Genomic DNA, 26,945 nt, shown 5'->3' on the forward strand with positions numbered 1-26,945 from the left:
GAAACGATGAGACCGAAATTCGAAGGTGGACGCAACATTGCCATGAAGGTGCCGCCGCACCAGTACGAGGAAACGGTGCGGTTCTATCGGGATGTTCTGGGGTTCGAGCAGATCGAGGAGCTTTTGCCGTCGGTCGGCTTCCGATTCGGTGCCAATCAGTTGTGGATCGACCGCGTTCCGGGCCTGAGCCAGGCCGAATTGTGGCTGGAGGTGGTGACGGACGACACGCGGGCTGCGGCGGAGCACTTTGCGCAGGCGGGAACCGCGCGATGCGACGAGATCGAGGCGTTGGGGGAGAACTTCGACGGCTTCTGGATATCCAGTCCGGCCTCAATCATCCACCTCGTCGACGGCAAGGCCGGCTCCTGGTGATCAGCCGCGCTGGAGGAGGAGGTTGGGCGTGTCCCGGTAGCTGGTACGGGCGAGGATACGAAAACCGAGTTTCTCGGCAAGCTTGAGCGACCGTTCGTTGGCGGGATTGATGATGCAGGTGAATGGCTTGGCAGGAAATCGTTCGTCGCACCAGTCGATGACCGCTCCCATTGCTTCCCGTGCAAGACCGCGGCCGTGCCATTCGGGCGACAGGACCCAACCTGCCTCCAGCGTACCACGAATCTCTGGCTGGATGTTGCGGCAACGCTCCTGCATACCGACTTCCCCGATGAGCCGGCCGGTGCCCTTGTCCTCGATGACCCAGAAACCGAAGCCGAAGATCGCCCACATGCCGCGGTGGCGCAGGATCGCGTCCCACGCCTGTTCACGGCTGAGCGCGCCGCCGCCGCTGTTGACATAGCGGACGACCTCGGGGTCGCACCACATGGCGTGGTAGGCGTCCAGATCCTCAGGTCGATGCTCCCGCAAGAGGAGGCGCTCGGTTTCAAGCACCGGCGGGCCGCTCAATCCTTCCGCTCCCCACCGAGCATATTGGCGACCACTACCGCCAGCCGCTCCGCCACGTCTTCCTTGGTCATTTCCGGCCACTCCTCAACGTCCTCTCCACTGACGAGATGGACACGGTTGCGTTCGCCGCCCATGACACCGGAAGAGCCAATGCCGCTGTCGTGCGAGACGTCGTTGGCGACGATGATGTCGGCACCCTTCTTCGCCAGTTTGGCGCGCGCGTTCTCCACCACGTTCTCGGTCTCCGCCGCAAAGCCGATGACGAGGCGGGGGCGCTTTTCATGGTGACCGACGGCGGCCAGGATGTCGGGGTTTTCGGTGAGCGCCAGCGCTGGCGCATCCTTGCCCTTCTGCTTCTTAATCTTTTTCGCCGTCTCCGCCTGCGGGCGCCAGTCTGCCACGGCTGCGACGAAGATGCCGGCGTCGGCGGGCAGAAGCGCCTCCACCGCTTCGTGCATCTGCCGGGCACTTTCCACGTGAACGGTCTTCACTCCCTGCGGGTCGGCGATCGAGACGGGACCGGAGACCAGATGCACGGCCGCGCCGAGCTTGGCCAGGGCGGCGGCGATAGCATGCCCTTGCCGGCCGGAAGAGCGGTTGGCGATGTAGCGTACCGGGTCGATAGCCTCGTGCGTTGACCCCGAGGTGACGACGATCTTGCGCCCGGCGAGCGGCCTGGGCCCATCTGCCAGCATGCCCTCGATCGCAGCGACGATCTCCAGCGGCTCCGCCATTCGCCCCTCACCGGCCTCGCCGCCTTCGGCCATCTCCCCGCTGTTCGGCCCAATAAGCCGGATGCCGTCACGGGAAAGCGTTTCGCGGTTGCGTAGCGTCGCCGGATGAGCCCACATCTTCGGGTTCATCGCCGGCGCCATCAGCACCGGCTTGTCGGTGGCAAGAAGCACTGTAGAAGCAAGGTCGTTGGCAAGGCCCGTGGCGAGCTTCGCCATCAGGTCGGCCGTGGCCGGCGCCACCACCACCAGATCGGCCTCACGCGATAGACGGATGTGCCCGACATCGTGCTCGTCCTGGCGATCGAAGAGGTCGGTGAACACGTGGTCGGCCGACAGCGCACCGGCGGAGAGCGGCGTAATGAACTCCCGCGACGCCTGCGTCATCACGCAGCGCACAGCGGCCCCGCGCTCGCGCAGGCGACGGATGAGATCGAGGCATTTATAGGCAGCGATGCCGCCGCCGATGATCAGGAGAACACGTTTACCTAAAAGTGACATCAATCCTCCCCGCGTCCGCGAAGACGAAGCGGTTTGTTGTCGTAGAGGGGCGTCGGTGTCGCCACGGCGTTCTCCTTCCGCCCGGACTATAAGCTTGCCGCGAAACACCCGCAACGCACCCCGGTCCAGGCGGCACGAAATGCCCACCACGCCTCGGGTACGTTCTGTTGCCGATTTTTGCCGGGGTCGGACAGAAGCAGGATGGCGGAGAGAGAGGGATTCGAACCCTCGATACGGTTTCCCGTATACACGCGTTCCAGGCGTGCGCCTTCAACCACTCGGCCACCTCTCCGCGAACGGCATCTGTCGCGTGACGACGCGCCGCTCGGGCATTGCATGAATGCTCGGGGCTCATCTAGTCGAATTGATTGCGAATGCCAAGATGTGCGGCGGGCTTTTCTCCGGCCTTCGCGGCGCCTCGAATAGGCCCGGCGATTGCCAAGCGCGCTCCATGCCCCTATCTCACGGATAATCAGTGCCGTCGCCGGGTCTCGCCATGCGTTTCGTGCTCCGCCTGCTTTCGATGTTCGCCCTTGCGGTCGCCGTCATCATGGCCGTGGTCGATGCTACCCGCTCGATCGCCGCTGGCGCGTGGAAGCCGACGCCGCTTGGCCAGAGCTGGCAATCCACCTCACCCGATACCTATGCTCTCGTTCAGGACGCGGTGGAGCGCACGGTGCCGATGCTGTGGGAGCCGGTAGTGGTTTCCATTCTGGCATTGCCGGGATGGCTGATTTTCGCTCTGCTGGCGTTTCTCTTCTACGCGATCGGCCATCGCCGGCAGAGGCGGAGTGGGTTTCCCTCCGCTGCGCGGTGAGGTCGAGGAGGCTTTCTCATGATTTTCCACATCTCGGAAACGAAGCTGAAGATGCCGGCGCCGGAGCAGGCACTACCGGGACGGCCCGAGCCAATCCCCACTGCCAACAGACATTTCGTCAATGGCAAGCCGCTCAAAGGCCCATATCCGGAAGGCACGGAGAAGGTATTGTTCGGCATGGGCTGCTTCTGGGGTGCGGAGAGGCTTTTCTGGCAGGTGGAGGGCGTGTGGGTGACGGCGGCCGGCTATGCCGGCGGCCTCACGTCGAACCCGACCTATCGCGAGACGACGACGGGGCTGACCGGGCATGCCGAGGTGGTTCTTGTCGTCTACGATCCGGAAATCATCTCCTTCGCCGCCCTTTTAAAGCTGTTCTGGGAGGGTCACGATCCGACCCAGGGCATGCGCCAGGGCAACGATGTGGGCACCACCTATCGCTCGGCGATCTATACCAGCACGGAGGCGCAGATGGCGCAGGCGCGTGCCTCGCGCGATGCCTATGCCGCGGCGCTGGAGGCCTCCGACGCCGGCGCCATCACCACCGAGATCGCCGCCGCGCCCGAATTCTACTTCGCCGAGGCCGAGCATCAGCAATATCTGGCGAAAAATCCCGGTGGTTATTGCGGCCTCCAAGGCACGGGCGTCACCTGTCCGGTGGGGGGCGGCGAGGCCGCCTGAGAATGGCATTTGCCGGCGCTTGCCTGGCACCGCAGCCGATTTTCTAACTGCCAATTTTCCACGTGAAATTTCGCGTTACCCGTGCAAGAGTGCGCGCGAGCAGGAGAAAATTCTGCCGTGGGCGGCGCATCCGCCCAATGTTAGAGAAACCGACAGGGTGTGGATCACATGAAGCGTATCGTTCTCGGCCTTTTGGCCGCAACCGCCATGACCGCGACGGCTGTGGCCCAGGAGGAAGTCTCTCCGGCCCTCCTCTTCGATCTGGGCGGCAAGTTCGACAAATCGTTCAACGAAATGGCCTATATGGGCGCGGAGCAGTTCAAGGAGGAGACCGGCATCGACTATGCCGAGTTCGAGATCTCCAACGAAGCCCAGCGCGAGCAGGCGTTGCGCCGCTTTGCCGAGCGCGGCCACAATCCCATTGTCATGGCCGGTTTCAGCTGGGTCGAATCCCTGAACAGGGTGGCGCCCGAATATCCGGATGTGAGCTTCACCATTATCGATGACGCCGTGGATCAGCCCAATGTCCGCTCCCTCACCTTCAAGGAACAGGAAGGCTCCTACCTTGTCGGCATGCTCGCGGCCATGGCCTCCGAGACCGGCACCGTGGGCTTCGTGGGCGGCATGCAGATACCGCTTATTGGCAAGTTCGAGTGCGGCTACGTGGGCGGCGTGAAGGCGGCCGATCCGGACGCTGAGGTCATCCGCAACTACACCGGCGACACGCCGGCGGCCTGGAACGACCCGACCAAGGGCGGCGAGATCGCCCGCACGCAAATCGACCAGGGTGCGGATGTGATCTACCACGCGGCCGGCGGCACCGGCGTCGGCGTGCTGCAGGCGGCGGCGGACGCCAGCAAGCTCGGCATCGGCGTCGATGCTAACCAGAACTACCTGCATCCCGGCCATGTGCTCACTTCTATGCTGAAGCGGGTCGACGTGGCCGTCTACTCCTCGTTCATGGATGCCAAGAATGGCGATTTCACCTACGGCGTCCAGAACCTCGGCCTGGCCGAGGATGGGGTGGGATATGCGCTCGATGAACATAACGCCGAGCTGATCTCGGAAGAGATGCAGGCCGCGGTTGAAAAGGCCAAAGCCGACATCATCTCGGGCGAGATCGAGGTCCACAACTTCCTGGAAGACAATAGCTGCCCCTACTGGTAAGGCAGGTTTTCCGATAGCGGAAAGGGGCCGTCCGCGGCCCTTTTTCATGTCCGAAAGCTCCTCCTGATCCGGAGGAGCTGGAAACAGGATAAGACAACGAGGAGCCCTCTATCCATGCCCGACGTCGCGCCCGTGCTCGACCGCCTCGATGCCTCAATCGATGAAAGTCTGGAGCGGCTGTTCGCCCTGTTGGCGATCCAGTCCATTTCTACAGACCCCGCGTTCGCGCCCGAATGCCGCAAGGCGGCCGAATGGCTGGTGGAGGATCTGCGCTCGATCGGCTTTGCAGCGAGTGTGTGCGAGACGGCAGGCCACCCGATGGTGGTTGCCCATCATGAGGGTGAGGGTCCGCACGTGCTGTTCTACGGCCACTACGACGTGCAGCCGGTGGACCCGCTAGCGCTGTGGGAAAGCGAGCCCTTCGCCCCGGCGCTGAAAGAGGTGGAGCCGGGCCGTAAGGTTATCTCCGGGCGCGGGTCTTCGGACGACAAGGGCCAGCTCATGACGTTCGTCGAGGCGTGCCGCGCCTATAAGGCCGTGCACGGCAAACTGCCCTGCAGGATATCGATCCTGTTCGAGGGTGAGGAGGAATCGGGCTCGACGTCGCTGAAACCCTTCCTGAAAGCCAATGCCGAGGAACTGAAGGCAGATTTCGCGCTGGTCTGCGACACCGCCATGTGGGACCGCGAGACGCCGGCCATCTGCGTCGGCCTGCGCGGGCTCGTCGGCGAGGAAGTGACGGTGAAGGCGGCGAACCGGGATCTGCATTCGGGCTTCTTCGGCGGCATCGCGGCCAACCCCATCCGCATCCTGGCGAAGGCGCTGGCCGACCTGCATGATGAGAACGGCCGCGTCACCATCCCCGGTTTCTACGAAGGCGTGGAGGAGACGCCGGCCGATGTGCTGAAAAGCTGGGAGGAACTGGGCCGTACGGCCGAGAGCCTGCTTGGCCCTATCGGCCTTTTCGAACCTGCCGGCGAGAAGGGCCGCTCGGCGCTGGAACTTACCTGGGCGCGTCCGACTGCGGAATGCAACGGCATCATCGGCGGCTATACGGGTGAGGGATTCAAGACCGTCATCCCGGCCCAAGCTTCTGCCAAAATCTCCTTCCGTCTCGTACACAGGCAGGATCCGGACAAGATCCGCGACGCCTTCCGCGCTTTCGTGCGCGAGCGCATTCCTGCCGACTGCTCGGTCGAGTTCGCGCCTCACGGCGGCGGGCCGGCCCTCCAGCTTTCATACGATTCGCCGCTGGTGAAGACGGCCGAGGGTGCGCTTACCGAGGAATGGGGCAAGCCTGCCGTCTCTATCGCCATGGGCGGCTCCATCCCTATCGTTGGCGATTTCCAACGGCTTCTGGGCATGGACTCGCTGCTCGTGGGCTTCGGTCTGCCAGACGACCGCATCCATTCCCCCAACGAGAAGTACGAACTCTCCTCCTTCCATAAAGGGCAGCGGTCCTGGGCGCGGATTCTCACCGCGCTAGCGAACGGAAAGTAGCAATGACGATCAGATTTCATCAACACGACCTGCCGGACCTCGCCAGATACGATGTCGAGGCGGTGGCCATCGATACCGAGACGCTGGGCCTGAAGCCCCGTCGCGACCGGCTCTGCGTGGTCCAGCTTTCGCCGGGCGACGGCACGGCCGATGTTGTGCAGATCACCGCTGGGCAGAAGCGGGCGCCCAACCTCGTTGCGCTTCTGCGCAACCAGCGGATCACCAAACTCTTCCACTACGCCCGCTTCGACCTCGCGGTGCTCTACTACACCTTCGGCACCATGCCGCAGCCGGTCTTCTGCACCAAGATCGCCTCGCGGCTGACCCGCACCTATACGGACCGGCACGGGCTCAAGGATATCTGTTCGGAGCTGCTCGGGATCGGCCTGTCCAAGGCACAGCAGTCCTCGGACTGGGCGGCGGAAAAGCTCTCGCCCGAGCAGCTCGAATACGCGGCATCGGACGTGCTCTATCTTCATCGCCTGCGTGACGTTCTCGTCGAGCGCCTGAAGCGCGAGAATCGCACGCGCGAAGCCGAAGCCTGCTTCAAGTTCCTGCCGACACGAGCGAAGCTGGACCTGATGGGCTGGGACGAAGAGGACATCTTCGCTCATAGCTGAGGGCGAGAGGCGCCCTGTCTGCAAGGGGAAGGCAACGTTTCTCCCGCATATATACACATATATAACCGTTTACGGAAAAACTACCGCCGTTAAGGTATCGTTAAGTATTCGCCGCTTAGGGCTGCACAATTGCTCCCTGAGAGGTTTTCATGCGTCGCCTTTCCCCTGATACTTTAACCTCCCGTATCACCATTGCGATCTCTCTTCTGGCTGCGTTGGCGGCTGCACTCTTTATCGGCTTCGCCTTGCTCGCCGCGTTTAAGGCGGACGAAGCGGCCCTTGCAAAGCAGAAAATCCTTGTTCGGCAAGGCCTTTCGGCCCTTGCGACCTCGGTCTCGCGCGAGCAGGAAAGCGTCAGCGTTTGGGACGAAGCGGTGATGCGCACGGCTGCCAATGACCGGCTCTGGCTCGCGGAAAACCTTGCGCGCTGGATGCACCGCTTCTTCGACCATGACCGCAGCTACGTCGTCGATTCCCGCGACAATCTCATCTTCGCTGCACGCGCAGGCAGAGCCGTGGAGCCGCCGACTTTCCTGAAGGACGAGGCGGCCGCCGGGGAGGTGATTGCGCATGTGCGGGCGCAGCTCAAGAACCGGCGCGGCGAAGTTGGCGGCGAGGCCATGGTGCCGCGCTTTCAAATCAACGGCAGCGATGTTCGTGAGATCGACGGCAGGCCTGCCGTTGTGAGCGCCCGGCCCCTCCTCCCCCATTCCGAACAGGTCAGCGTGCCGGAAGGAGAGGAATATATCTTCGTCGCAGTGAAATTCCTGGACGGGCCGGCGAAGGAGGAGGTTGCGCATCACTCCCTGATCTCCGACCTTCGCTACATTTCCGCACAGAACGTCGTGCCGCCCCCGGCGAATGTGCCTATCACTTGGCGCAACGGGCACCGGATCGGCTATTTCGTCTGGGATCCGGACCGCCCGGGCAACACGCTTATCCGCCAGGTCGCGCCGTGGGGTGCTTTTGCGCTCGTCATCGCGTTTGCGGTGGGGGGCTGGCAGGCGCGCGGCCTGCGACGCGCCTCAAGCGAGTTGCACGCCAGCGAGGCGCGGGCCCGGCATCTGGCTTATCACGACGTGCTCACGGGCCTTCCCAACCGCGCACTCTTCGAGGAGCGCCTGGACGCGATCCTGCGCCGGGTTCGGCAGGGAGATGGCGAGGCAGCGCTCCTCTTCCTCGACCTCGATCGTTTCAAGAACGTCAACGATACGCTGGGCCATCGCGCCGGCGACCAACTCATGCGTGAAGCCGCCTCCAGATTGCGGGAGACGGTTGGTGAAGCGGGTACAGTCGCGCGCGTGGGGGGTGACGAGTTCGCCATCGTCATCGCATCCGACCGCCCACATGAGACCGCCGGCGCCGTGTCGGAGCGCCTGGTGACCGCGCTCACGGCCCCTTTCCATCTGGGAGAGGATATCGTGCATGTGGGCGTCAGCATCGGCGTCGCCACAGCGCCGGTCGCCGCCATCTGCCGCGAAGAGCTCCTGCGCAAGGCGGACATCGCCCTCTACGAAGCTAAGAAGCGCGGCCGGGGTCGCTATCAGCTCTTCTCCGACACGATGGACGACATCGTGAAGCAGCGCCAGTCGGTGGAGGCAGACCTGCGCAAGGCGTTGGCAAGCGGCGGCGAACTTGAGCTCGTCTACCAGCCTCTGCATTCGGCTGAAGGCGTGCTTACCGGCGTGGAGGCGCTGCTGCGCTGGAACCATCCGGTGCATAGGTCGATCTCGCCGTCTTTTCTAATCACCATCGCCGAGGAATGCGGGCTCATCGCTCAGATCGGGGACTGGGTGCTTGACGAAGCCTGTCGCACGGCCACCCGCATTCCCGTGCCATGGATCGCCGTCAACGTTTCGCCCGTCCAACTCCGCGACCGCAACTTCGCCAACCGCTGCCTCGGCATCATTGCGCAACACAATATCGATCCGCGGCGCATCCAGGTTGAGATCACGGAGGCGGTCGTCATCGACGATCCGGAAATCGCCGGCGCCACGCTGCGCCAGCTGCGTGCAGCGGGCGTTCGCGTGGCGCTCGATGATTTCGGCACCGGCTATTCATCGATGAGCTATCTGCGCGACTACCCGCTCGACCGGCTGAAGATCGACCGCTTTTTCGTGCAGGCGCTTTGCGAGGGAGAGGAGGGGCGGGCAATCGTCGCGGCGGTGATCGAAATGGCCCGCGCCCTGAAGCTGGAGGTCACGGCTGAGGGTGTCGAGACTGCCGAACAACACGCGATGCTCAGGGACATGGGCTGCAATGAAATGCAGGGCTATCTCTTCTCGCGACCGCTCACTGCAGCCGTCCTTGCCGAACGCTTCTTCCCAACCAACGCAGAGCAGCGCGCATAGGCGCCTACTCGGCCGCCATCCGCACCGGTGCACGGACTTCGCCCCGCCGCTCGATCCGCGCCCACGCCGGACGCTCGAACAGAAAACGGCCGTAGCCCGACCACTGCACGAGGCAGTAGAGCACTACCGGCCCAGTCACGCCCGCGAGAGTGACGAGAAGCGAGACCAGTCCAACATCGGCGACCAGCCCCGTCTTCAAGAGAAGGACGCGGGTTGCCGCCATGGGCAGGAAAAAGGCGAGATAGACGACGATCGAATGCGCCCCGAGCCACGTCAGCCAGTGCATCGGCCTGAGCAGCGAAAACAGCGCCGCCGAGCCGACGATGACGGCGGCGCCTGCCAGCCCCAGCAAGAGCGAGACGACCGGCAGTTCCGAATACCCTCCGGTAGCACCGGAATTGCCGAGATCGGGCTGCAGCCAAGCCGACAGCGCGGCGGGCGCCGGCGTGAAGACCAGAAGCCCGTGAAGCAGCGCCCAGGCGAGGCAAAACCCAAGGAAGACGCCGGGCCGCGTGCGAACCCAGGCGGCGAAGACGAAGACATGGGACGCGAAAGCATAGCCGACGAAGAGATATACATAGCGGCCGCAGAACTCGTCGATGAGAACCGAGCCTGTGTGGATGGGGAGCGCCTCCAACAGCGCAGCGCCGGCGAAAACGAGCCACACCGGAAGCGCCTTGACGAGCCGCGTGAAGACGAAGAAGACCGGCAGGAGATAGATGAACCAAAGGGTGCCGAACGGTTCGACATAGGCCGTGAGGTAGGTGCCGAACGCGCGGCCCCAGCCTTCTTCCATTGCGATCGCCGGGGCTTTGAAGGCGAACTGGATCGTCAGCCACAGGACGTAGAAATACGCGAAATGCACCACCCGGCGGTCAAGAAAGCGCCGCCAGGGGCGGTCGATGACGAGGCCCAGGAACAGGCCGGAGATGAGGAAGAAATCCGGCATGCGGAAGGGGCGGGCGAAAGCCACCACCCAGTGCATGAAGCCCTCGCGACCTGCTGCCAGTTCCACGCCCAGGGTCGAATGCATCATGACGACCATGATGATGCACAGGCCCTTGGCGGCATCGACCCAGTCGACACGCGACCGTTCAGGTGTATCGGTAGGTTCCTGCAACGCCGCCTCTCCCGCCACTCTTTCGCGCATGATAGCGCACGCGGCAGTCGAAACGGTTAAGCGCCGGGCGCGGCCCCAAAAGAGACTTAACGCCCCCTTAAATACCCGCAGCTAGCGTGCATCGCAGCATGAGTCGTACTGACAGCGGCGGACCGAGGATCAAGAACACGTGGCCAGGCGCAAGGGAAAGCGGCGGATAGAGCCGACATTTGGCGCCCCCGCCTCAAAGCGCGGGCGCGCGCCCTCGGTCAGCCGATCGGATCGCATGCGGCCGCCCACACGCCGAAAGACAAAGCAGAGGTCCTCGCGACGACGCACTGGGCGCGCCCGGCGGCGCGGTTTCTTCGGCTTTCTGCGCGGCTTCGTTTATTGGTCGCTGGTGCTGGTCCTGTGGGCAGGCATCGCGGGCGCGGCAGTCGCCGCCTACTACGGCGCCCAGATGCCGAGCGCCACCACCTGGACCATCCCGGACCGACCGCCCAACGTGAAGATCGTCTCGGCCGGGGGCAGGCTGATCGGAAATCGCGGCATGACCGGCGGGGAAGCTGTCGGACTGCATGAGATGTCGCCGTATATCCCGCAGGCCGTCATCGCTATCGAGGACAGGCGCTTCTACTCCCATTGGGGCGTCGACCCCATCGGGCTTGCCCGCGCCATGGTGGAAAACGTCGTGCAAGGCCGCCTCACCCAAGGCGGCTCCACCATCACCCAGCAATTGGCCAAGAACCTGTTCCTGGAGCCCGACCGCACCATAAAGCGCAAGGTGCAGGAGGTGCTGCTGGCCCTCTGGCTGGAGCAAAAGCACTCGAAGAACCAGATCCTGGAGATGTATCTCAACCGCGTCTATTTCGGCTCCGGTGCCTATGGCGTGGAGGCGGCCTCGCGGCGCTATTTCAACAAGCCTGCCCATGATGTCACACTTGCGGAGGCTGCTCTTCTGGCGGGCCTCCTGAAGGCGCCCTCGCGGCTGTCGCCGGCGCGCGACCCGCAGGCCGCCGAAGGACGTGCACAGGTAGTGCTTGCCGCCATGCGCGAACAGGGCATGATCGGCGACAGCCAACTTGCCGCGGCCATCAGCGCACCGGCCACCCGCGCCGCCGCCTACTGGACAGGCTCGCAGCATTACGTCGCCGATCGCGTGATGGAGGAACTGCCGGGTCTCATCGGCAATATCAAGGAAGACGTCGTCGTTCATACCACGGTCGATCTTGGCCTGCAGAAGCTGGCGGAAAACTCCATCCGGCAGCTGATAGATGAGAAGGGTAGGGAGCTTGCGGTGAGCCAGGGCGCGCTCGTCTCGATCGACGGCTCAGGCGCGGTGCGTGCCATGGTCGGCGGCTACGACTATGCGAACAGCCAGTTCGATCGTGCATCGGAAGCGCGCCGGCAGCCCGGCTCCGCATTCAAGCCCTTTGTCTATATGGCCGCTCTCGAACAGGGCCGTACGCCGCAAAGCGTACGCAATGATGCGCCCGTAAAAATCGGCAAGTGGGCGCCGTCCAACTACAAGGACAAGTACTACGGCCGCGTCACGCTGGCCGAGGCACTGGCCCGCTCGCTCAACTCGGTGGCTGCGCAGCTCGTCATGGAAGTAGGGCCCGAGGCGGCGGTCGAAGTCGCGCACCGCATGGGCATTGAATCGAAACTGACGGCCAACGCCTCCATCGCGCTGGGGACTTCGGAGGTGACACCTTTGGAGCTGACAGCGGCATACGTGCCCTTCGCCAATGGCGGCTATCGGCCCGAGGTGCACTTCATCAACCGGGTGATCACCACTTCTGGCGCATTGCTCCACGAGCACGAGACAGGACGTTTGCCCCGCGTGGCAAGCCCCGAAGTCGTCGGCATGATGAACGCCATGATGGCCGACACGATTGAATACGGTAGCGGGAAGGCTGCTGCTTTCGGCTGGCCCGCCGCCGGCAAGACAGGCACGACGCAAGGCTCGCGCGATGCCTGGTTCGTCGGTTACACCTCCAACCTGGTCACCGGCGTGTGGTTCGGCAACGACGACGCCCGTGCGACCAAGGCGACGGGCAGTTCCCTGCCCGTCCTCGCCTGGCGTGAGTTCATGACCGCCGCCCATAAGGGCGTGTCCGTTGCCGCCTTGCCGGGAAACTGGCGGCCAGGCCAGCCGGCCGAGCAGCCCGTGCCGCAGCGCGCCGTCGCCGACAACAATGCGCCTCCGACCGTCCCCTCTTCCGCCGGCGGCCGTCCGGTTCCGCCTGCCGACGTCGGGGGACCAAATCCGAAGCGCCAGCTCTCCATTCTCGATATCATCCTCGGCAACTGAGCGCGCTCGCAAGACGGCTATCGCATTCGCCGCCCACAGCCATTACATAGGCAGGACCTTCATGGAGAGCGCGGTGAGCGACATCGACGACAGAAAAACGCTGGTGCTGACGGGCGCAAGCCGCGGCATTGGCCATGCAACAGTCAAGCGCTTCTCGCGTGACGGCTGGCGTGTCATCACCTGCTCCAGGCAGCCCTTCGCGGAAGACTGCCCCTGGCCCGCCGGTCCCGAGGATCATATCCAGCTCGACCTGTCCGACCAGGAAGGCGTGGGCATCGCCATTGGCGAGATCCGTCACAGGCTTACTGCCAACGGCGGCCGGCTCGACGCGCTGGTCAACAACGCCGCCATCTCACCCAAACTGGATGGCGGCAAGCGCATGAACTCCATCGATACGCCCATGCATGTGTGGCGCGACGTCTTTCAGGTGAACTTCTTCGCCCCCATCATGCTGGCGCGCGGCCTTTTCAAGGAGCTTTCCACCGCACAAGGCTCCATCGTCAACGTCACATCCATCGTCGGCAGCCGCGTGCACCCGTTCGCCGGCACCGCCTACGCCACCTCCAAGGCCGCGCTCGCCGCGCTGACGCGCGAGATGGCGGCTGACTTCGGCCCGCACGACATCCGCGTCAACGCCATCGCCCCGGGCGAGATCGAGACCTCCATCCTTTCACCCGGCACCGACAAGCTGGTGGAGACCATCCCGCTGCGCCGTGTCGGCCAGACAGCGGAAGTGGCCGACACGATCTTCTTCCTGTGCTCCGGCAGCGCATCCTACGTGACGGGAGCGGAGATCCATATCAACGGCGGGCAGCACGTCTGAGGCGGCGGCGCCTTACGTAAGGGGAATTGAACCGCCGAACCCTATTCTTTCGTTAGGACCCGCTCGATCTCCCACACCGAATGCTTGGTCAGCGTCTTCGGTACCTCGCCCGCCACTCGGTCGCTCACCTCCTTGTGCAGCGCTTTGCGCAGGGCACCCAGCACTAGGGGCGGGGCGACCAGGATGATCTTCTCGAACCGCCGGCGATGGGCGAGGTGATAAAGCCTATCGGCGATCTCCTCGGCGAAGCGCTCCTTTTCGATGCGGTGCCAGTCGGTTTCGTCGAAGCCGCTCTTGTGCACGTTCGCCGCGTCCAGATAGCGGCCCGGCGTATCCGTGCCCTGCTCGCGGGTGGGCGGGTTCTCGTCGTGCATCTCGCGCACCACCTCCAGATTGGGATAGCGGGGATCTCCTTCGTTGCGCAGAAGCAGTGCCTTTTCTCCATCCGCCACCAAAAGCCAGATGTTGTGCTCAAGTCGGATTTGCGCCATTTCTCTCTCCTTCGGTGACGGCAGCTTGACCCCACGGAAAACGCGGGGCAAGACGCCATGTTCCCCACAACGCAACGGCGCGGGGTGGGATGAATTTTCCGCAGCAACGGCGTGAAGCGCAAAAGCGATTGCCCGGGCAATGTCTGGGCGCGAGTGCGTTTCTTCTGAAAAAAGCCGCACGCGGGCACAATCCGGTCCACTGTCAGGAGAACGCGCACCAATGTCTTTCGAGACGGCAAAGCTGAATGCATTCCCGGTTTTCATGCGCGTCGAGGGTCGCCGCGTCGTGATCGTCGGTGGCGGCGAGGAAGCGCTTGCCAAGGCGCGGCTGATGGCACAGTCGAGCGCGGCGATCGCTATCGTCGCCGAGGCACCCGAGCCTGCCCTTGCCGAATGGGCGGCTTCGGGCGGTGCAGAATTCCTGCGCGTGCCCTATGAGGCAGCCCTTCTTGACGGCGCCACCCTCGTTTTCGCAGCCACGGGCGACGAGGCGGCCGATCGCGCCGTCGTCACCGACGCTCGCGCCCGCTCCATCCCCGCCAATGCCGTGGACCGCCCGGAGCTATGCGATTTCTTCACGCCGGCTCTGGTCAACCGCGCCCCGGTGGCCGTCGCCATTGGCACGGAAGGCGCCGGCCCTGTTCTGGCGCAGATGATCCGCGCCCGTATCGACCGTATGCTTTCGCCCTCACTCGGCCGGCTCGCCACCCTTGCAGCCTCCTATCGCGAGGCAGTGGAGCGGCGTGTGGCCAAGGGCATTGCCCGCCGCCGCTTCTGGAAGGCGTTCTTCACCGGCAGCCCTGCCCGGGCCGTCGAGGCGGGAGACGTGCATTACGCGGCCTGGGCCACTGAGAGGCTTCTGCAGAACCAGGGCCTCGAGCCGGGTCATGTCGCGCTGGTGGGCGCCGGGCCGGGCGCAGAAGATCTTCTGACCCTGCGCGCCCAGCGCCTTCTGATGGAAGCCGACGTCATCGTGTACGATGCGCTGGTGCCGGAAGCCGTCATCGCCATGGGCCGGCGCGACGCCGAACGCATCGCTGCCGGCAAGCGCAAAGGCTGCCATTCCAAGACGCAGGAAGAGATCAACGACCTTTTGGTGCGGCTTGCCCGCCAAGGCAAGCGTGTCGTGCGCCTGAAATCGGGTGACCCGCTGGTGTTTGGTCGTGCCGGCGAGGAGATGGCGGCGCTTCGCGAAGCCGACGTCCTCTACGAAGTCGTGCCGGGCGTCACCGCCGCACTCGCCGCTGCGGCCGATTTCGAGCTGCCGCTGACCTTGCGGGGCGTCGCCTCTTCTCTCGTCTTCACCACCGGACATGACCTGAAGGGTGCGGCGCTGCCAGACTGGGCGAAGCTCGCCATCGATGGCGCCACCGTTGCCGTCTATATGGGCCGCTCGACCGCCGCCGAGGTGGCCGGCAGTCTGCAGGAGGCCGGGCTGTCGCCAGATACGGCCGTCGCCGTGGTGGAGAATGCCAGCCTCGGCGGTCGGCGCCTGTTCCACGGTACGCTGTCCGATCTGCCGGCGCTCGCCGATCGCACGGACCTGACCGGCCCCGTGCTCACCATCATCGGAGATGCCGTCGCCGGCGCCAATTTCGCGCGTTCCGAGCCGCTTGCCGCGCGCGCTCATGCCCGCGCTAACGAGGAGAACAGGGGATGAAGCTTCTGACGGCAAGCCGGCTGATCGACGGCGAGGTCGTCTGGCTGGCGGCGGATAACCACTGGGCCGAGGACATCGCCCATGCCGAGATCGCCCGCGACGAGGAGGCTGTCGAGCGCCTGGAACACGCTGGCCGCGAGGCCGCGGCGAGAAACGAAGTCGTCGACGTCAACCTCATCGATGTCGAGTTCGTCGACGGCGCCATCCGCCCTATCCGCCTGCGCGAGCGCATCCGCGCCGCGGGCCCCTCCATCCACCCCGATCTTGGCAAGCAGGCGCGCCGTGGCGTGCTTGCGCCGGTCTGAAGAACGTCAGGGAAGACCATGTACCGTTACGACGAGTTCGACCACGCCTTCGTCAAGGCCCGTGTCTCCGAGTTCCGCGACCAGGTGGAACGGCGGCTTTCCGGTGAGCTTACGGAAGACCAGTTCAAGCCGTTGCGGCTGATGAACGGCGTCTACCTTCAGCTCCACGCCTACATGCTGCGGATCGCCATCCCCTATGGCACGCTGTCGTCACGCCAGATGCGCATGCTGGCCCATATTGCCCGCACCTACGACAAGGGCTACGGCCACTTCACCACGCGGCAGAACCTGCAGTTCCACTGGCCGGCGCTCAAGGATATTCCGCAGATCCTGGAAGACCTCGCCACCGTCGAGATGCACGCCATCCAGACCAGCGGCAACTGCATCCGCAACGTCACGGCCGACCATTTCGCCGGCGCGGCCGCCGACGAGGTGGCCGACCCGCGCCCTTATGCCGAAATCCTGCGGCAGTGGTCGTCGTTGCATCCGGAGTTCTCCTACCTCCCGCGCAAGTTCAAGATCGCTGTGACGGGGGCAGAGCGTGACCGTGCGGCGGTTCAGGTGCATGACATCGGCCTGCACTTGCGGAAGGATGCTTCGGGCCGGCTTGGCTTCACGGTCTATGTCGGCGGCGGGCTCGGCCGCACGCCCATGATCGGCAAGAAAATCCGTGATTTCCTGCCGGAAGAGGATCTCCTGTCATACACGACGGCGATCCTGCGCGTGTACAACCTCCACGGTCGCCGCGACAACAAGTACAAGGCGCGCATCAAGATCCTGGTGCACGAGACGGGCACCGAGGAACTGGCCACCCAGGTGGAGAAGGAATTCGAGGCGCTGAAGGAAAGCGAGCTGAAGCTGCCAGCGGCAGACATCAAGGCCATCGACGCTTACTTCGCGCCGCCCGCCCTGCCCGCTCGCCCTGAGGGCGATGCGGCACTCAAGGCTGCGACGGCCGCCAACGGCGGCTTCGCCGACTGGCTGCGGCGCAACCTCAACACGCACAAGAACCCCGACTATGCTTCCGTCACCATTTCGCTGAAGGGCATTGGCGAGGTGCCTGGCGATGCTTCGGCCGACCAGATGGACGCCGTGGCCGACCTCGCCGAGCGCTACGGCTTCGACGAGATCCGCGTCAGCCACGAGCAGAACCTCATTCTGCCGCACGTTGCACGCGCCGACCTGAAGGCTGTCTTCGACCGGCTGGTGGAGATCGGTCTTGCCACCTCGAACGCCGGCCTCGTCACCGACATCATCGCCTGCCCCGGCCTCGACTACTGCGCGCTGGCAAACGCTCGATCGATTCCAGTGGCCCAGGAGATTTCCATCCGCTTCGCGCAGCAGGCGCGGCAGGAGGAGGTCGGCGATCTCAAGATCAAGATATCCGGCTGCATCAATGCCTGCGGCCACCACCATGTTGGCCATATCGGCATTCTCGGCGTCGAGAAGAAGGGCGCGGAGCTTTATCAGGTCACGCTCGGTGGCTCCGGCGACGAGAACACCTCCATCGGTGAGATCGTCGGCCGCGGCTTCGGACCGGATGAGATCGTCGACGCGGTGGAAACCATCGTCGAGACCTATCTGGCGCATCGCCAGGACAAGAATGAACCGTTCCTCGCTGCCTATCGCCGGCTTGGTTCCGCACCTTTCAAGGAGGCTCTTTATGGGCGCGAAGCCAAGGCAGCTTGAGCGCGAGATGGACGCGCTGGAGGTTGCGGCGTCGCTTGAGGAGCGCTTCGGCCACCTCGATGCCGAGGCGATCATCAAGGTCGCCGTCGATCGCTTCCGCAGCGCTGGCGGGATTGCCACCGTCTCCTCATTCGGAGCGGATTCGGCGGTTCTGCTGCACATGGTTGCACGTCTCGACAACAGCCTTCCGGTGCTGTTCCTCGACACGGGTCAGCATTTCGGAGAAACGCTGGAATACCGCGATCAGCTGGCTGACGATCTGGGCCTGAAGAACCTGCGTATCCTGCACCCTCGGTCCGAGGCGCTTGCAGCAACGGACCCGGACGGCATCTTGCACAAGTCGAACACGGACCTGTGCTGCGAGATCCGCAAGGTGGAGCCCATGGCGCGTGCGGTCGAACCCTATGCCGGCTGGTTCACCGGCCGCAAGCGCCACCAGGCCGACACGCGCGCCGCGATGCCGGTGTTCGAGGCTGTTGGTCCACGCATCCGTATCAACCCGCTCGCGCGCTGGACCACCGCCGACCAGGCCGCCTATATGCGCGCCCATGACCTTCGGGAGAATCCGCTGGTCGCCTATGGCTACCTGTCCATCGGCTGCTTCCCCTGCACAGAGCCCGTGAAGCCCGGCGAAGACGACCGCAGTGGCCGCTGGGCCGGCACGAGCAAGACCGAGTGCGGCATACACCTGCCGGGGTTCGAGGCCCTCACCTCCTCCGCTGCTTAGGAATGTGACGATGAGTGCAAGTGAAACGATAGCGACCGCCAGGCTGTGGACCGCGGAGGGCTTCCGCGACAACGATTGGAAGCGCATCGAGGACGTTGAGGCACTACCGGGCGAAGGCAAGCTGATCCTGCCGCTGGAGGCTTTCCTGGCACTCGATCCGGCGGCGAGGGAAGCTGCGCTCCCGCGTCTCGGCGTCGAGGTGCTGCCGGGCGAGACGGTCGATCCGCTCTTGCCCTTCCTCGACCGGCTGCCGCTGGTGGCGCTGGCCTTTCCGGCCTTCAACGACGGGCGCAGCTATTCCAAGGCAGAGCTCCTGCGCTCACGTCACGGCTATCGCGGCGAACTGCGAGCCACGGGCGATGTATTGATCGACCAGATCCCGCATATGCTGCGCTGCGGCTTCTCGAGCTTCGAGGTGACGAACCAGACCGCGCTTGCGCGTCTCGAAGCCGGCCGGCGTGGCGGTATTCCGCTTTACTACCAGCCCACCGCCACCGCTTCTCGGCCTGGCAAATATGCCTGGCGCCGGCTGGCTGGCTGAGCTCAGCCCTGCAATTCGCTCCCTTTCGCACTATATTTTGCCGCAAGGGGTGCATCTGGCGTGAATATGGGTATAATTCGCGCCTCTCCGAGTCGTCCGTACTGGCGGCTTTAGATGCCGCCATCGCGCCCGCTTGCGGCGCCGATCAGGTTCGGCCCTCGAAACGCCAACTGAAAGAAGGAAGAACATTGCAGGTTATTGTTCGCGACAACAATGTCGACCAAGCCCTCAAAGTGCTGAAGAAGAAGATGCAGCGCGAGGGCGTTTTCCGCGAGATGAAGTCTCGCCGCTCTTATGAGAAGCCCTCGGAAAAGCGAGCGCGTCAGCGCGCCGAGGCCATCCGCCGCGCCCGTAAGCTGGCGCGCAAGCAGGCCCAGCGCGAAGGTCTTCTGCCCGCCAAGAAGAGGCGCGCCGCGTAAGCACCGTGCGCTGCAGCGGCAGCCTGCTCGGGTCTATCTGCTGCTGCCGAAATTTCCTTGTTTGACAGGTTAGCGCGTGCCGGGCTTCCGCCCGGTACCATGGTGCTTGCCTCGGCGCTTTGGCGCCTTCGCGCCCTCCTCTGCTCGATGCAGCCTGCCGAGAGATTGCAGAAGCAGCGTCGGCAGCTCCCGGTCCAGTTCGAATCCCGGCAGATGGCGGAGAAACCGCAGATTCTCGGCAGTGTGAATTTGCTGGAGGATCAGCCTTGCTGCCTCCGATGCATCTGCCTTCTTGTGGTTGCTCGGAGGCATCACGTCCTCGTGCAATTCTATTCTTCTGGATCGGATCACTTTCATGGAATCGACGATTCGACCCAACCCTGTGCTTTGTCGCAATTCCGGAGCTGTTTTCCGCTTTTCCTGGAATTGCTCTAGCCTAATAGTAACACCAGGCGGCGAAAATCGTTCCGAAACAAAGGGGTAAGCTGAGGCAGTCGACGTATAAGGTTAAAAATTAGCTAAAATTCGAATGGCTGACGGCGCTTGCACCGCTTGAGGCCAGCCCCTCCTTCTTTGTCAACTTTTAGTTAATTACGCTTATAACCGGTCTGTTAACCGTAATTTGACGTTTCCAAGACCATTGTTCCCCGGGGTAGCGGTTTCCGCGTGAATGGGGCAAGCAATGAACAAATCCCGCATCGTCATATTGGGCGTGGCCGTCGTCGCGGCTATTGGCGCGGGTTACATGGCCAAGAACCTGACAGCCCCGACCCAACAGGTGGTTGTCAATACGGCGCCCGAGCCGCAAATCGACCTCGTCGACGTTATGGTGACTGCGCAAGACGTAACGATGGGCGAGATGCTGGGCAATGCCGTGCGCTGGCAGGCTTGGCCGACCGACGCCTTGAATGACAATTTCATCACCCGAATCAAAGAACCGGACGCCGTGGAGAACCTGCGCAACTCGGTCGCGCGGCTGAACCTCTATGCCGGCGAGCCCATCAGGCGCAGCAGGCTCATCGGCGAAGGCCAGAGCTTTATGGCGGCGATCCTGCCGCCGGGGAAGCGGGCCGTGGCCACCCAAATTGCCGCCGACACCTCGGCTGGCGGCTTCATCCTGCCTAACGACCGGGTCGACGTCATCATGACGCGGCGCTCCCAGGATGCCTCGGCCGCTGGCGGTTTCGTCACCGAAACGATCCTTGAGAATATTCGCGTTCTGGCAATCGATCAGACCATTCAGGAGGACGAGGAGGGGCGTCGCGTCAAGGTCGGCGAGACGGCCACGCTCGAGCTCTCGCCCGAGCAGGCGGAGGTCATCACTGTCGCCCAGCAGATGGCTGACCGCCTTACGCTCGCACTGCGCTCTGTCGCCGATGCCGATGAGAACATCGGCGATAACGGGCTTTACCTCGTCAACGGGCTGGGCCGAGGCAACACCGTGCGCCTGATAAGGTCGGGTGAAGTGTCCGTCGTAGGTACGCGCAAATGAGCAGGAGCGAGACCATGCCTATCAGCATCGACCGGCGGGCCGCGAAAGGCAGCATTCGGCTGTCCGCCGTCCTTGCAACACTCGCCTGGGCGCTGTTGCCCGCCACGATGCCCACTTTCGTTTCTACCGCAGCCGCGCAAACCACGATAGGCGTCGACGGCACGCGCGCTACACAGCGTGTCAAGCTCGGCCTCAACAAATCTCTGGTCGTCGACCTGCCGCACGACGCTTACGACATTCTTGTCGCCAACCCCGCCGTCGCCGACGCCATCACCCGCACGGCACGGCGCATCTATCTGTTCGGCAAGCAAGTGGGAGAGACGAACATCTTCGTTTTCGGTCCGAATGGTGAGCAAATTGCCAGCCTCGACGTCGCTGTCGAGCGCGATGTCGCCGGCCTCGAAGACTATCTGAAGCGTTACATTCCCAATTCCGACATCACCGTCGAACTCATCAATGACAACGTGGTGCTCACCGGAACGGTGGAGACACCGCTCGATGCCTCGCGCGCCGCGCAGCTTGCGCAGATCTTCGTCACCGGCGGCGAGGCGACCACGGGTCAGTACTCGCAGACGGCCGCCGCGCCGACGGATGGCGGCGGCGTGACTATTAACAACCCGGACCGCCAGCGTCAGCAGAGCCAGATCGTCAATATGCTGCAGATCGTCGGCGAGGATCAGGTGACGCTGAAGGTCACCGTTGCCGAGGTCAGCCGCTCGGTAATGAAGCAGCTCGGCGTGAACATGATTGGCTCCGGCAATGTCGATGGGATAAGCTGGGGTGCCATCAGCGAAAACTCCTACGGCCTTGGAAAACCCCTTTCTTCGTCTGGCTTGTCGCTCGCCGGATCGACGCTCGCCGGATATCTTAATGCCATGGAACAGTCGGGCGTCATGAAGACGCTTGCGGAACCGACACTTACGGCGGTTTCCGGCGAAAAGGCCACATTCAAGGTAGGTGGGGAATTCAATCTCGTGACGGGACGGTCCAGCGCTGTCTCCGAAGACAACCGGGAAGGCCAATTAACCTACGACATAGAGCGTTTGGAATATGGCATCGGACTTGAATTCCAGCCGACCGTCCTTTCGCCGGGCCGCATCAGCCTGAAAATGAGAACCTCCGTCTCCGAGCCGACCACGCAGGGATCGGCTACGCTTGAAGGCTCGGTGTCCCAGAGGCTTCCGGGAATGGCGATGCTTTCCATCCGCAGGCGTCTCGCCGACACCACGGTCGAGCTTCCCTCCGGCGGCTCGATGATGATCGCCGGCCTCGTGCAAGACGACGTGCGCCAGGCCATAAACGGCCTGCCCGGCCTGTCGAAGATCCCAGTTCTCGGTACCCTCTTCCGCAGCCGCGATTTCGTGCGCAACGAGACTGAGCTGGTCATCATCGTGACGCCCTATCTGGCGCGGCCGACGGCGCGCACGGCGCTTGCGAAGCCCGACGACAATTTCAACCCGCCCAGCGACGGCGCGGGCATCTTCCTCGGCCGCGTCAACCGCGTTTACGGAATGAAGAAGACCAATCTGCCCGACGGCCGCTACCACGGCGTCGTCGGCTACATCTACAAGTAATCGGAGGCCGGCTGCCATGTTCGATTTGCGGGTCAAGAGGGGACTTTTGCCGCTGGTAGCCATTGCCGTTGCCGGCGTGCTTTCGGGCTGCACCAACCGCGATTCCGTCGTTGTGGGCGCGGTGCCGGATGACTATCGCACCAGGCACCCCATCGTGATCGAAGAAAAAAACGAGGTGCTGGATCTTCCCGTCGGCGCTTCCTCCCACCGCATGACCTGGCACCAGAAAGCGGCGCTCGGCGGGTTCCTCGACCGCTACGAGGACAGCGGCGGCGCCGTGGTGACAATGCAGATTCCTGAAGGCGCGGCCAATTCCGCCGCTGCACACAGCGTCTCCAACGACTTTGCAGCCCTTCTGCACAGATACGGCGTACCGAAGGGGTATGTTCACATCCTGGCTTACCAGGCCAGGCCGGAAGATACTCCGCCGATACGACTTTCCTATCCGGTGGTGAAAGCCGCTGTCGGCCCGTGCGGACGCTGGCCGGAAGACCTGATGGACACCACGGAGAACCGAAACTACGCCAACTTCGGCTGCTCCTACCAGAACAACCTGGCCGCGCAGGTGGCCAATCCGGCCGATATCCTCGGCCCCCGCAAGATGACGCCGATCGATGCGGAAAACAGAGATTCGGCCATCGGCGACTATAAGGCACGCGAAGTGGACGACGATTTCCGAGCGCGATCGGAAGTCGACTACTAATCGCCTAATCGAGGGCCCACGAATATGAGCAGCCTAGCCTACGAGACGAGCCATCCGGAGACGACGACGGCCGAAGCCGATACGGCACTGCAGTCGTTGCGCCCGGTGCCGCGCATCTCCATCCAGGCCTTCTGCGAAACGGAGGCCGTGGCGAGCCCCATCGAGCGCGCCGGCGAGGACCGGCGCATGGCCAAGGCCCATCTCAAGGTGCATATGGGCGGCCTTTCCACTGCGGTCGAATTCTACCAGACAGCGGCCACGCCAAACCTGATCATCCTGGAATCGCGCGGTGAGCCCAAGGACCTCCTGGCCTCGCTCACTGAACTCGCCGAGCTTTGCGACCCGAGCACCAAGGTGGTGATCGTCGGCCACTATAACGACGTATGGCTCTACCGCGAACTCACCCGCGCCGGCGTTTCCGAATATGTCGTGGCGCCCATCTCCATGGCCGACATCGTCAGCGTCATCGCCGGCATCTTCGTTGATCCGGAGGCAGAGCCGGTGGGCCGTTCGATCGCATTCGTCGGCGCCAAGGGTGGCGTCGGCTCCTCCACGCTGGCGCATAATCTGGCCTGGACCATGTCGGCGCTGTTCGAGAGTGAAGTTGTTGTCGCCGACCTAGACCTGCCCTTCGGCACGGCCAACATCAATTTCGACCAGGATCCGGCGCAGGGGATAGCCGAGGCCGTCTTCTCGCCCGAGAGGATCGACGAAGTCTATCTCGACCGTCTTCTGGCACAGTGTGCCGAGCGCCTGTCGCTGCTGGCGGCTCCCTCGACGCTTGACCGTACCTACGACTTCGACGCCGAAGCCTTCGCGCAGATCATCGACACTGCGCAGCGCTCTGCTCCGCTGGTGGTGCTCGACGTGCCGCATCTGTGGACGAGTTGGTCACAAACCACGTTGGCGCGCGCCGACGAGGTGGTCATCACTGCGACGCCGGAGCTGGCGAACCTGCGTAACACAAAGAACCTGGTCGACACTTTGGCCAAGCTGCGTCCCAATGACGGGCCGCCAAAGCTCGTCATCAATCAGGCAAACGTCCCGAAGCGGCCGGAAATCAGCGCCGACGATTTCGCAGAGCCGCTCGGCATTATGCCGTTGGCCGTCATTCCGTTCGAGCCGCAGCTCTTCGGCAGCGCCGCCAACAACGGGCGCATGCTGGGCGAAATGGATCACAATCATCCCGTCGTGCAGACGATGAACGACATCGCCTACATCCTCACCGGCCGACGCGAGATCAAGGTGAAGAAGAAGTCCGGCCTTGCCGGGTTATTCGAGCGCCTGCACCTGAAGACATAGAGCAAACGGCAAAAGGCACATGTTCGGCAAGAGAAGCTCCAATAGCACGGCCGGCGGATCGAGAGGGCCGGCGAAGCCGGTTCCGCCCTCCAGCCCCGCCGAGGATGGCGATGCGCTGCTTGCACCGGAGCGCCCGGAGCCATCGGCCGCCGTGCTTGCCTCCGGCGCCGATGGGCGTGCGAAACCGGCGCTGGAGCCGGTTTACCCTCCTGCAGCGCCGCCGCCGCGCTCGCCGATGACGCGCAGCGAAAGCTACTACGACACGAAAAGCCAGGTCTTCTCCGCATTGATCGACACCATCGATCTGTCGCAGCTTGCCAAGCTCGATGCCGACAGCGCGCGCGAAGAGATCCGCGATATCGTCAATGATATCATTGCCATAAAGAACTTCGCAATGTCGATCTCCGAGCAGGAAGAGCTGCTCGAGGATATCTGCAACGACGTACTCGGCTTCGGTCCGCTGGAACCGCTTCTGGCGCGCGACGAGATCGCCGATATCATGGTGAATGGCGCCAGGAAGGTCTATATCGAGGTGGACGGCAAGGTCGAGCAGACCAATGTCCGCTTCCGAGACAACCAACAGCTCTTGAACATCTGCCAGCGCATCGTCAGCCAGGTGGGCCGGCGCGTGGACGAATCGAGCCCCATTTGCGATGCACGGTTACCCGACGGCTCGCGTGTCAACGTCATCGCTCCGCCGCTGGCAATTGACGGTGCTTCGCTTACCATTCGCAAGTTCAAAAAGGACAAGTTGACGCTCGATCAGCTCGTCCGTTACGGCGCCATCTCTCCGGAGGGAGCCGAGGTCTTGAAGATCATCGGCCGGGTGCGCTGCAACGTCGTCATCTCCGGCGGCACGGGCTCTGGCAAGACGACGCTGCTCAACTGTCTCACCAATTACATCGACCGCGATGAGCGCATCATCACTTGCGAGGATTCGGCCGAGCTGCAATTGCAGCAGCCACACGTGGTGCGGCTGGAGACGCGCCCGCCCAACCTGGAGGGCGAGGGCGAGGTGACCATGCGCGACCTTGTCAGGAACTGCCTGCGCATGCGGCCCGAGCGCATCATCGTCGGCGAGGTGCGCGGACCGGAGGTGTTCGACCTCTTGCAGGCGATGAACACCGGCCATGACGGCTCCATGGGCACCATCCACTCCAACAGCCCGCGCGAATGCTTGAACCGCATGGAATCCATGGTGGCGATGGGCGGCTTTTCCCTGCCGCAGAAGACGGTGCGTGAGATCATCGTCGGCTCCGTCGATGTCATCATCCAGGCGGCCCGCCTGCGCGATGGCTCGCGCCGGATCACCCACATCACGGAAGTGGTTGGGATGGAGGGCGATGTCATCATCACCCAGGACCTCGTCCTCTACGACATGAAGGGCGAGGATTCGGCTGGCCGCATCCACGGCCAGCATACATCCACCGGCATCGGGCGCCCCGCTTTTTGGGATCGCGCCCGCTACTACGGCGAAGAGGCACGTCTTGCCGCCGCTCTGGAAGCGATGGAAAAGGTGGCGAGCTGATGTTCGGCCTCGACATCGCCGCCCTGGCCTTCATCGCACTTGCCACCTGTAGCGCCGGCGCGATCGCCTACGCGCTGACGTTCACCACCATTTCCAACGAGAAAAAAGCCGGCCGCAGACTGGAATCGGTGAAGAGGGCGGAGGCTGATCGCAGCGCGGTCAAGATTTCGCGCGACCGCACGGCTGAGGCCGCGAAACGGCGCAAGTCTGTCCAGGAGTCGCTCAAGGATCTGGAGGACAAGCAGAAGAATCGTGAGCGCTACACAACCCGGCCGCCGATGAAGACCCGGCTGCGTCAGGCCGGCCTGGAGATGAGCATCGAGCGGTTCTACTTTCTGTCCGCCGTCAGTGGGCTTGTTCTCACATTCGTGGTGTTTCTGCTCGGTGCACCGATGTTGGCGCTACCAGGCGCTCTTCTGGTCGGCGTCTTCGGGCTGCCCCGGTGGATCGTCGCATTCATACGCAAGCGCCGGGTCAAGGCGTTCCTGGCAGAGTTTCCCAATGCGCTCGATGTCATCGTGCGTGCGGTCAAGTCGGGCCTGCCGCTCAACGACGCCGTACGCATGATCGCCGCCGAGGCCCAGGAGCCGGTGCGTACCGAGTTCCGCCGCATCATCGAATCCCAGCAGCTCGGTCTGCCCATGTCGGAAGCCACCATGCGCATGACCGAGACCATGCCCTGTCCCGAGGCGGGTTTCTTCGGCATCGTCATCCAGATACAGAGCCAGGCTGGCGGCAATCTGTCGGAGGCGCTGGGCAACCTCTCGCGCGTCCTGCGCGACCGCAAGAAGATGAAGGCCAAGGTGCAGGCGCTTTCTATGGAGGCCAAGGCTTCTGCCGTCATCATCGGCGCCTTGCCCATCGTCGTTGCCTTTCTCGTCTACCTAACGAGCCCCGGCTACATCATGCCGCTGTTCACCACCAGCACCGGTAATCTGATCCTCGGCGTCTCAGCGCTGTGGATGAGCATCGGCATCTTCGTGATGCGCCAGATGATGAATCTCGAGGTGTAA

The 26,945-nt window shown here is 63.6% G+C and carries 26 protein-coding genes and 1 tRNA gene; 21 read left to right on the forward strand and 6 right to left on the reverse strand.

Annotated elements, in window-relative coordinates; genetic code table 11:
- Positions 1 to 6 precede the first annotated feature (6 nt).
- Positions 7 to 372, forward strand: coding sequence for a VOC family protein (locus N5A92_RS14110; protein WP_260903821.1), 366 nt, complete (start codon positions 7 to 9; stop codon positions 370 to 372).
- Here N5A92_RS14110 and N5A92_RS14115 read toward each other — a convergent pair whose 3' ends face one another.
- The 3 genes from N5A92_RS14115 to N5A92_RS14125 all read right to left on the reverse strand — a co-directional run bounded on the left by N5A92_RS14115 (position 373) and on the right by N5A92_RS14125 (position 2,424).
- Positions 373 to 900 carry a GNAT family N-acetyltransferase gene (locus tag N5A92_RS14115; protein ID WP_260903822.1) on the reverse strand — a complete coding sequence of 176 codons (528 nt, stop codon included), beginning with the start codon at positions 898 to 900 and terminating at the stop codon, positions 373 to 375.
- Positions 897 to 2,132, reverse strand: a complete 1,236-nt coding sequence (gene coaBC, locus N5A92_RS14120) for a bifunctional phosphopantothenoylcysteine decarboxylase/phosphopantothenate--cysteine ligase CoaBC (protein WP_260903823.1) — start codon at positions 2,130 to 2,132, stop codon at positions 897 to 899. Before coaBC ends, N5A92_RS14115 begins: the two co-directional genes overlap by 4 nt.
- A 202-nt stretch (positions 2,133 to 2,334) precedes the next feature.
- Positions 2,335 to 2,424: transfer RNA gene (locus N5A92_RS14125), tRNA-Ser, on the reverse strand.
- Between the two features lie 204 nt (positions 2,425 to 2,628).
- On the opposite strand from N5A92_RS14125, the gene N5A92_RS14130 reads away from it, so the two are divergent.
- The 6 genes from N5A92_RS14130 to N5A92_RS14155 all read left to right on the forward strand — a co-directional run bounded on the left by N5A92_RS14130 (position 2,629) and on the right by N5A92_RS14155 (position 9,265).
- Positions 2,629 to 2,949, forward strand: a complete 321-nt coding sequence (locus tag N5A92_RS14130) for a hypothetical protein (protein ID WP_260903824.1) — start codon at positions 2,629 to 2,631, stop codon at positions 2,947 to 2,949.
- Between the two features lie 18 nt (positions 2,950 to 2,967).
- Positions 2,968 to 3,627 (forward strand): peptide-methionine (S)-S-oxide reductase MsrA, encoded by a 660-nt coding sequence (gene msrA / locus N5A92_RS14135; protein WP_260903826.1) that lies wholly within the window; start codon positions 2,968 to 2,970, stop codon positions 3,625 to 3,627.
- Positions 3,628 to 3,795: 168 nt separating this feature from the next.
- Entirely contained in the window at positions 3,796 to 4,794 is a 999-nt protein-coding gene (locus tag N5A92_RS14140) for a BMP family lipoprotein (protein WP_260903828.1), read from the forward strand.
- Between the two features lie 114 nt (positions 4,795 to 4,908).
- Positions 4,909 to 6,294, forward strand: coding sequence for a M20/M25/M40 family metallo-hydrolase (locus N5A92_RS14145; RefSeq protein ID WP_260903832.1), 1,386 nt, complete (start codon positions 4,909 to 4,911; stop codon positions 6,292 to 6,294).
- A gap of 2 nt (positions 6,295 to 6,296) precedes the next feature.
- Positions 6,297 to 6,914, forward strand: coding sequence for a ribonuclease D (locus N5A92_RS14150; protein ID WP_260903834.1), 618 nt, complete (start codon positions 6,297 to 6,299; stop codon positions 6,912 to 6,914).
- A 149-nt stretch (positions 6,915 to 7,063) separates the two neighbouring features.
- Positions 7,064 to 9,265, forward strand: coding sequence for a putative bifunctional diguanylate cyclase/phosphodiesterase (locus tag N5A92_RS14155; protein WP_260903835.1), 2,202 nt, complete (start codon positions 7,064 to 7,066; stop codon positions 9,263 to 9,265).
- A gap of 4 nt (positions 9,266 to 9,269) precedes the next feature.
- Here the strand turns inward: N5A92_RS14155 and N5A92_RS14160 are convergent, their stop codons facing one another.
- Positions 9,270 to 10,415: an acyltransferase family protein gene (locus N5A92_RS14160; protein ID WP_425248582.1), complete on the reverse strand. Its 1,146-nt coding sequence runs from the start codon at positions 10,413 to 10,415 to the stop codon at positions 9,270 to 9,272.
- A 139-nt stretch (positions 10,416 to 10,554) separates the two neighbouring features.
- Here N5A92_RS14160 and N5A92_RS14165 point away from each other — a divergent pair, with 139 nt between their 5' ends.
- Positions 10,555 to 12,678, forward strand: coding sequence for a transglycosylase domain-containing protein (locus N5A92_RS14165; RefSeq protein WP_260903838.1), 2,124 nt, complete (start codon positions 10,555 to 10,557; stop codon positions 12,676 to 12,678).
- A 61-nt stretch (positions 12,679 to 12,739) separates the two neighbouring features.
- A complete protein-coding gene (locus tag N5A92_RS14170) occupies positions 12,740 to 13,501 on the forward strand; it encodes an SDR family NAD(P)-dependent oxidoreductase (protein WP_425248583.1) in 762 nt (253 codons plus the stop codon).
- Between the two features lie 41 nt (positions 13,502 to 13,542).
- Here the strand turns inward: N5A92_RS14170 and N5A92_RS14175 are convergent, their stop codons facing one another.
- A complete protein-coding gene (locus N5A92_RS14175; RefSeq protein WP_260903844.1) occupies positions 13,543 to 13,992 on the reverse strand; it encodes a host attachment family protein in 450 nt (149 codons plus the stop codon).
- Between the two features lie 220 nt (positions 13,993 to 14,212).
- On the opposite strand from N5A92_RS14175, the gene cysG reads away from it, so the two are divergent.
- The 6 genes from cysG to rpsU all read left to right on the forward strand — a co-directional run bounded on the left by cysG (position 14,213) and on the right by rpsU (position 19,333).
- The gene (cysG, locus tag N5A92_RS14180; protein WP_260903855.1) at positions 14,213 to 15,652 is read left to right on the forward strand and encodes a siroheme synthase CysG; all 1,440 of its coding nucleotides are present in this window, start codon (positions 14,213 to 14,215) and stop codon (positions 15,650 to 15,652) included.
- On the forward strand, positions 15,649 to 15,957 hold the full coding sequence (locus N5A92_RS14185; protein ID WP_260903857.1) for a DUF2849 domain-containing protein: 309 nt from the start codon (positions 15,649 to 15,651) through the stop codon (positions 15,955 to 15,957). Before cysG ends, N5A92_RS14185 begins: the two co-directional genes overlap by 4 nt.
- Before the next feature lie 18 nt (positions 15,958 to 15,975).
- On the forward strand, positions 15,976 to 17,646 hold the full coding sequence (locus N5A92_RS14190; protein WP_260903858.1) for a nitrite/sulfite reductase: 1,671 nt from the start codon (positions 15,976 to 15,978) through the stop codon (positions 17,644 to 17,646).
- A complete protein-coding gene (locus N5A92_RS14195; protein WP_425248584.1) occupies positions 17,621 to 18,373 on the forward strand; it encodes a phosphoadenylyl-sulfate reductase in 753 nt (250 codons plus the stop codon). Before N5A92_RS14190 ends, N5A92_RS14195 begins: the two co-directional genes overlap by 26 nt.
- Before the next feature lie 10 nt (positions 18,374 to 18,383).
- Positions 18,384 to 18,914: a DUF934 domain-containing protein gene (locus N5A92_RS14200; protein ID WP_260903859.1), complete on the forward strand. Its 531-nt coding sequence runs from the start codon at positions 18,384 to 18,386 to the stop codon at positions 18,912 to 18,914.
- 188 nt (positions 18,915 to 19,102) lie between these two features.
- Positions 19,103 to 19,333, forward strand: coding sequence for a 30S ribosomal protein S21 (gene rpsU, locus N5A92_RS14205; RefSeq protein WP_260903862.1), 231 nt, complete (start codon positions 19,103 to 19,105; stop codon positions 19,331 to 19,333).
- Positions 19,334 to 19,402: 69 nt separating this feature from the next.
- Here the strand turns inward: rpsU and N5A92_RS14210 are convergent, their stop codons facing one another.
- Positions 19,403 to 19,660, reverse strand: a complete 258-nt coding sequence (locus N5A92_RS14210) for a hypothetical protein (RefSeq protein WP_260903863.1) — start codon at positions 19,658 to 19,660, stop codon at positions 19,403 to 19,405.
- 355 nt (positions 19,661 to 20,015) lie between these two features.
- Between N5A92_RS14210 and cpaB the strand changes: the two genes are divergently transcribed.
- Genes cpaB through N5A92_RS14240 form a run of 6 tightly spaced genes read left to right on the forward strand, consistent with a single transcriptional unit; the run spans position 20,016 to position 26,945 of the window.
- Entirely contained in the window at positions 20,016 to 20,825 is an 810-nt protein-coding gene (cpaB, locus tag N5A92_RS14215) for a Flp pilus assembly protein CpaB (RefSeq protein ID WP_260903864.1), read from the forward strand.
- Between the two features lie 14 nt (positions 20,826 to 20,839).
- Positions 20,840 to 22,399, forward strand: coding sequence for a type II and III secretion system protein family protein (locus tag N5A92_RS14220; protein ID WP_425248585.1), 1,560 nt, complete (start codon positions 20,840 to 20,842; stop codon positions 22,397 to 22,399).
- Between the two features lie 16 nt (positions 22,400 to 22,415).
- Complete coding sequence (locus N5A92_RS14225) at positions 22,416 to 23,102, forward strand: CpaD family pilus assembly protein (protein ID WP_260903865.1); 687 nt, start codon at positions 22,416 to 22,418, stop codon at positions 23,100 to 23,102.
- Between the two features lie 24 nt (positions 23,103 to 23,126).
- The gene (locus N5A92_RS14230) at positions 23,127 to 24,404 is read left to right on the forward strand and encodes a CpaE/TadZ family protein (protein WP_260903867.1); all 1,278 of its coding nucleotides are present in this window, start codon (positions 23,127 to 23,129) and stop codon (positions 24,402 to 24,404) included.
- Positions 24,405 to 24,423: 19 nt separating this feature from the next.
- The gene (locus tag N5A92_RS14235) at positions 24,424 to 25,932 is read left to right on the forward strand and encodes a TadA family conjugal transfer-associated ATPase (RefSeq protein WP_260903868.1); all 1,509 of its coding nucleotides are present in this window, start codon (positions 24,424 to 24,426) and stop codon (positions 25,930 to 25,932) included.
- Entirely contained in the window at positions 25,932 to 26,945 is a 1,014-nt protein-coding gene (locus N5A92_RS14240) for a type II secretion system F family protein (RefSeq protein ID WP_260903869.1), read from the forward strand. The genes N5A92_RS14235 and N5A92_RS14240 overlap by 1 nt, the downstream gene beginning before the upstream one ends.

Origin of the sequence: Chelativorans salis (genome assembly GCF_025336525.1) — a bacterium.
Lineage (GTDB): Bacteria > Pseudomonadota > Alphaproteobacteria > Rhizobiales > Rhizobiaceae > Chelativorans > Chelativorans salis.

What these genes read in the sequence shown, in the direction of transcription:
- N5A92_RS14170 (WP_425248583.1), top strand. Translation starts at nt 12,740, where the DNA reads ATGGAGAGCGCGGTGAGCGACATCGACGACAGAAAAACGCTGGTGCTG.
- N5A92_RS14195 (WP_425248584.1), top strand. Translation starts at nt 17,621, where the DNA reads ATGGGCGCGAAGCCAAGGCAGCTTGAGCGCGAGATGGACGCGCTGGAG.
- N5A92_RS14150 (WP_260903834.1), top strand. Translation starts at nt 6,297, where the DNA reads ATGACGATCAGATTTCATCAACACGACCTGCCGGACCTCGCCAGATAC.
- N5A92_RS14200 (WP_260903859.1), top strand. Translation starts at nt 18,384, where the DNA reads ATGAGTGCAAGTGAAACGATAGCGACCGCCAGGCTGTGGACCGCGGAG.
- msrA (WP_260903826.1), top strand. Translation starts at nt 2,968, where the DNA reads ATGATTTTCCACATCTCGGAAACGAAGCTGAAGATGCCGGCGCCGGAG.
- N5A92_RS14140 (WP_260903828.1), top strand. Translation starts at nt 3,796, where the DNA reads ATGAAGCGTATCGTTCTCGGCCTTTTGGCCGCAACCGCCATGACCGCG.
- cysG (WP_260903855.1), top strand. Translation starts at nt 14,213, where the DNA reads ATGTCTTTCGAGACGGCAAAGCTGAATGCATTCCCGGTTTTCATGCGC.
- N5A92_RS14110 (WP_260903821.1), top strand. Translation starts at nt 7, where the DNA reads ATGAGACCGAAATTCGAAGGTGGACGCAACATTGCCATGAAGGTGCCG.
- N5A92_RS14220 (WP_425248585.1), top strand. Translation starts at nt 20,840, where the DNA reads ATGCCTATCAGCATCGACCGGCGGGCCGCGAAAGGCAGCATTCGGCTG.
- cpaB (WP_260903864.1), top strand. Translation starts at nt 20,016, where the DNA reads ATGAACAAATCCCGCATCGTCATATTGGGCGTGGCCGTCGTCGCGGCT.
- N5A92_RS14190 (WP_260903858.1), top strand. Translation starts at nt 15,976, where the DNA reads ATGTACCGTTACGACGAGTTCGACCACGCCTTCGTCAAGGCCCGTGTC.
- N5A92_RS14235 (WP_260903868.1), top strand. Translation starts at nt 24,424, where the DNA reads ATGTTCGGCAAGAGAAGCTCCAATAGCACGGCCGGCGGATCGAGAGGG.
- N5A92_RS14225 (WP_260903865.1), top strand. Translation starts at nt 22,416, where the DNA reads ATGTTCGATTTGCGGGTCAAGAGGGGACTTTTGCCGCTGGTAGCCATT.
- N5A92_RS14230 (WP_260903867.1), top strand. Translation starts at nt 23,127, where the DNA reads ATGAGCAGCCTAGCCTACGAGACGAGCCATCCGGAGACGACGACGGCC.
- N5A92_RS14185 (WP_260903857.1), top strand. Translation starts at nt 15,649, where the DNA reads ATGAAGCTTCTGACGGCAAGCCGGCTGATCGACGGCGAGGTCGTCTGG.
- N5A92_RS14175 (WP_260903844.1), bottom strand. Translation starts at nt 13,992, where the DNA reads ATGGCGCAAATCCGACTTGAGCACAACATCTGGCTTTTGGTGGCGGAT.
- N5A92_RS14240 (WP_260903869.1), top strand. Translation starts at nt 25,932, where the DNA reads ATGTTCGGCCTCGACATCGCCGCCCTGGCCTTCATCGCACTTGCCACC.
- N5A92_RS14160 (WP_425248582.1), bottom strand. Translation starts at nt 10,415, where the DNA reads ATGCGCGAAAGAGTGGCGGGAGAGGCGGCGTTGCAGGAACCTACCGAT.
- N5A92_RS14145 (WP_260903832.1), top strand. Translation starts at nt 4,909, where the DNA reads ATGCCCGACGTCGCGCCCGTGCTCGACCGCCTCGATGCCTCAATCGAT.
- N5A92_RS14130 (WP_260903824.1), top strand. Translation starts at nt 2,629, where the DNA reads ATGCGTTTCGTGCTCCGCCTGCTTTCGATGTTCGCCCTTGCGGTCGCC.
- N5A92_RS14155 (WP_260903835.1), top strand. Translation starts at nt 7,064, where the DNA reads ATGCGTCGCCTTTCCCCTGATACTTTAACCTCCCGTATCACCATTGCG.
- coaBC (WP_260903823.1), bottom strand. Translation starts at nt 2,132, where the DNA reads ATGTCACTTTTAGGTAAACGTGTTCTCCTGATCATCGGCGGCGGCATC.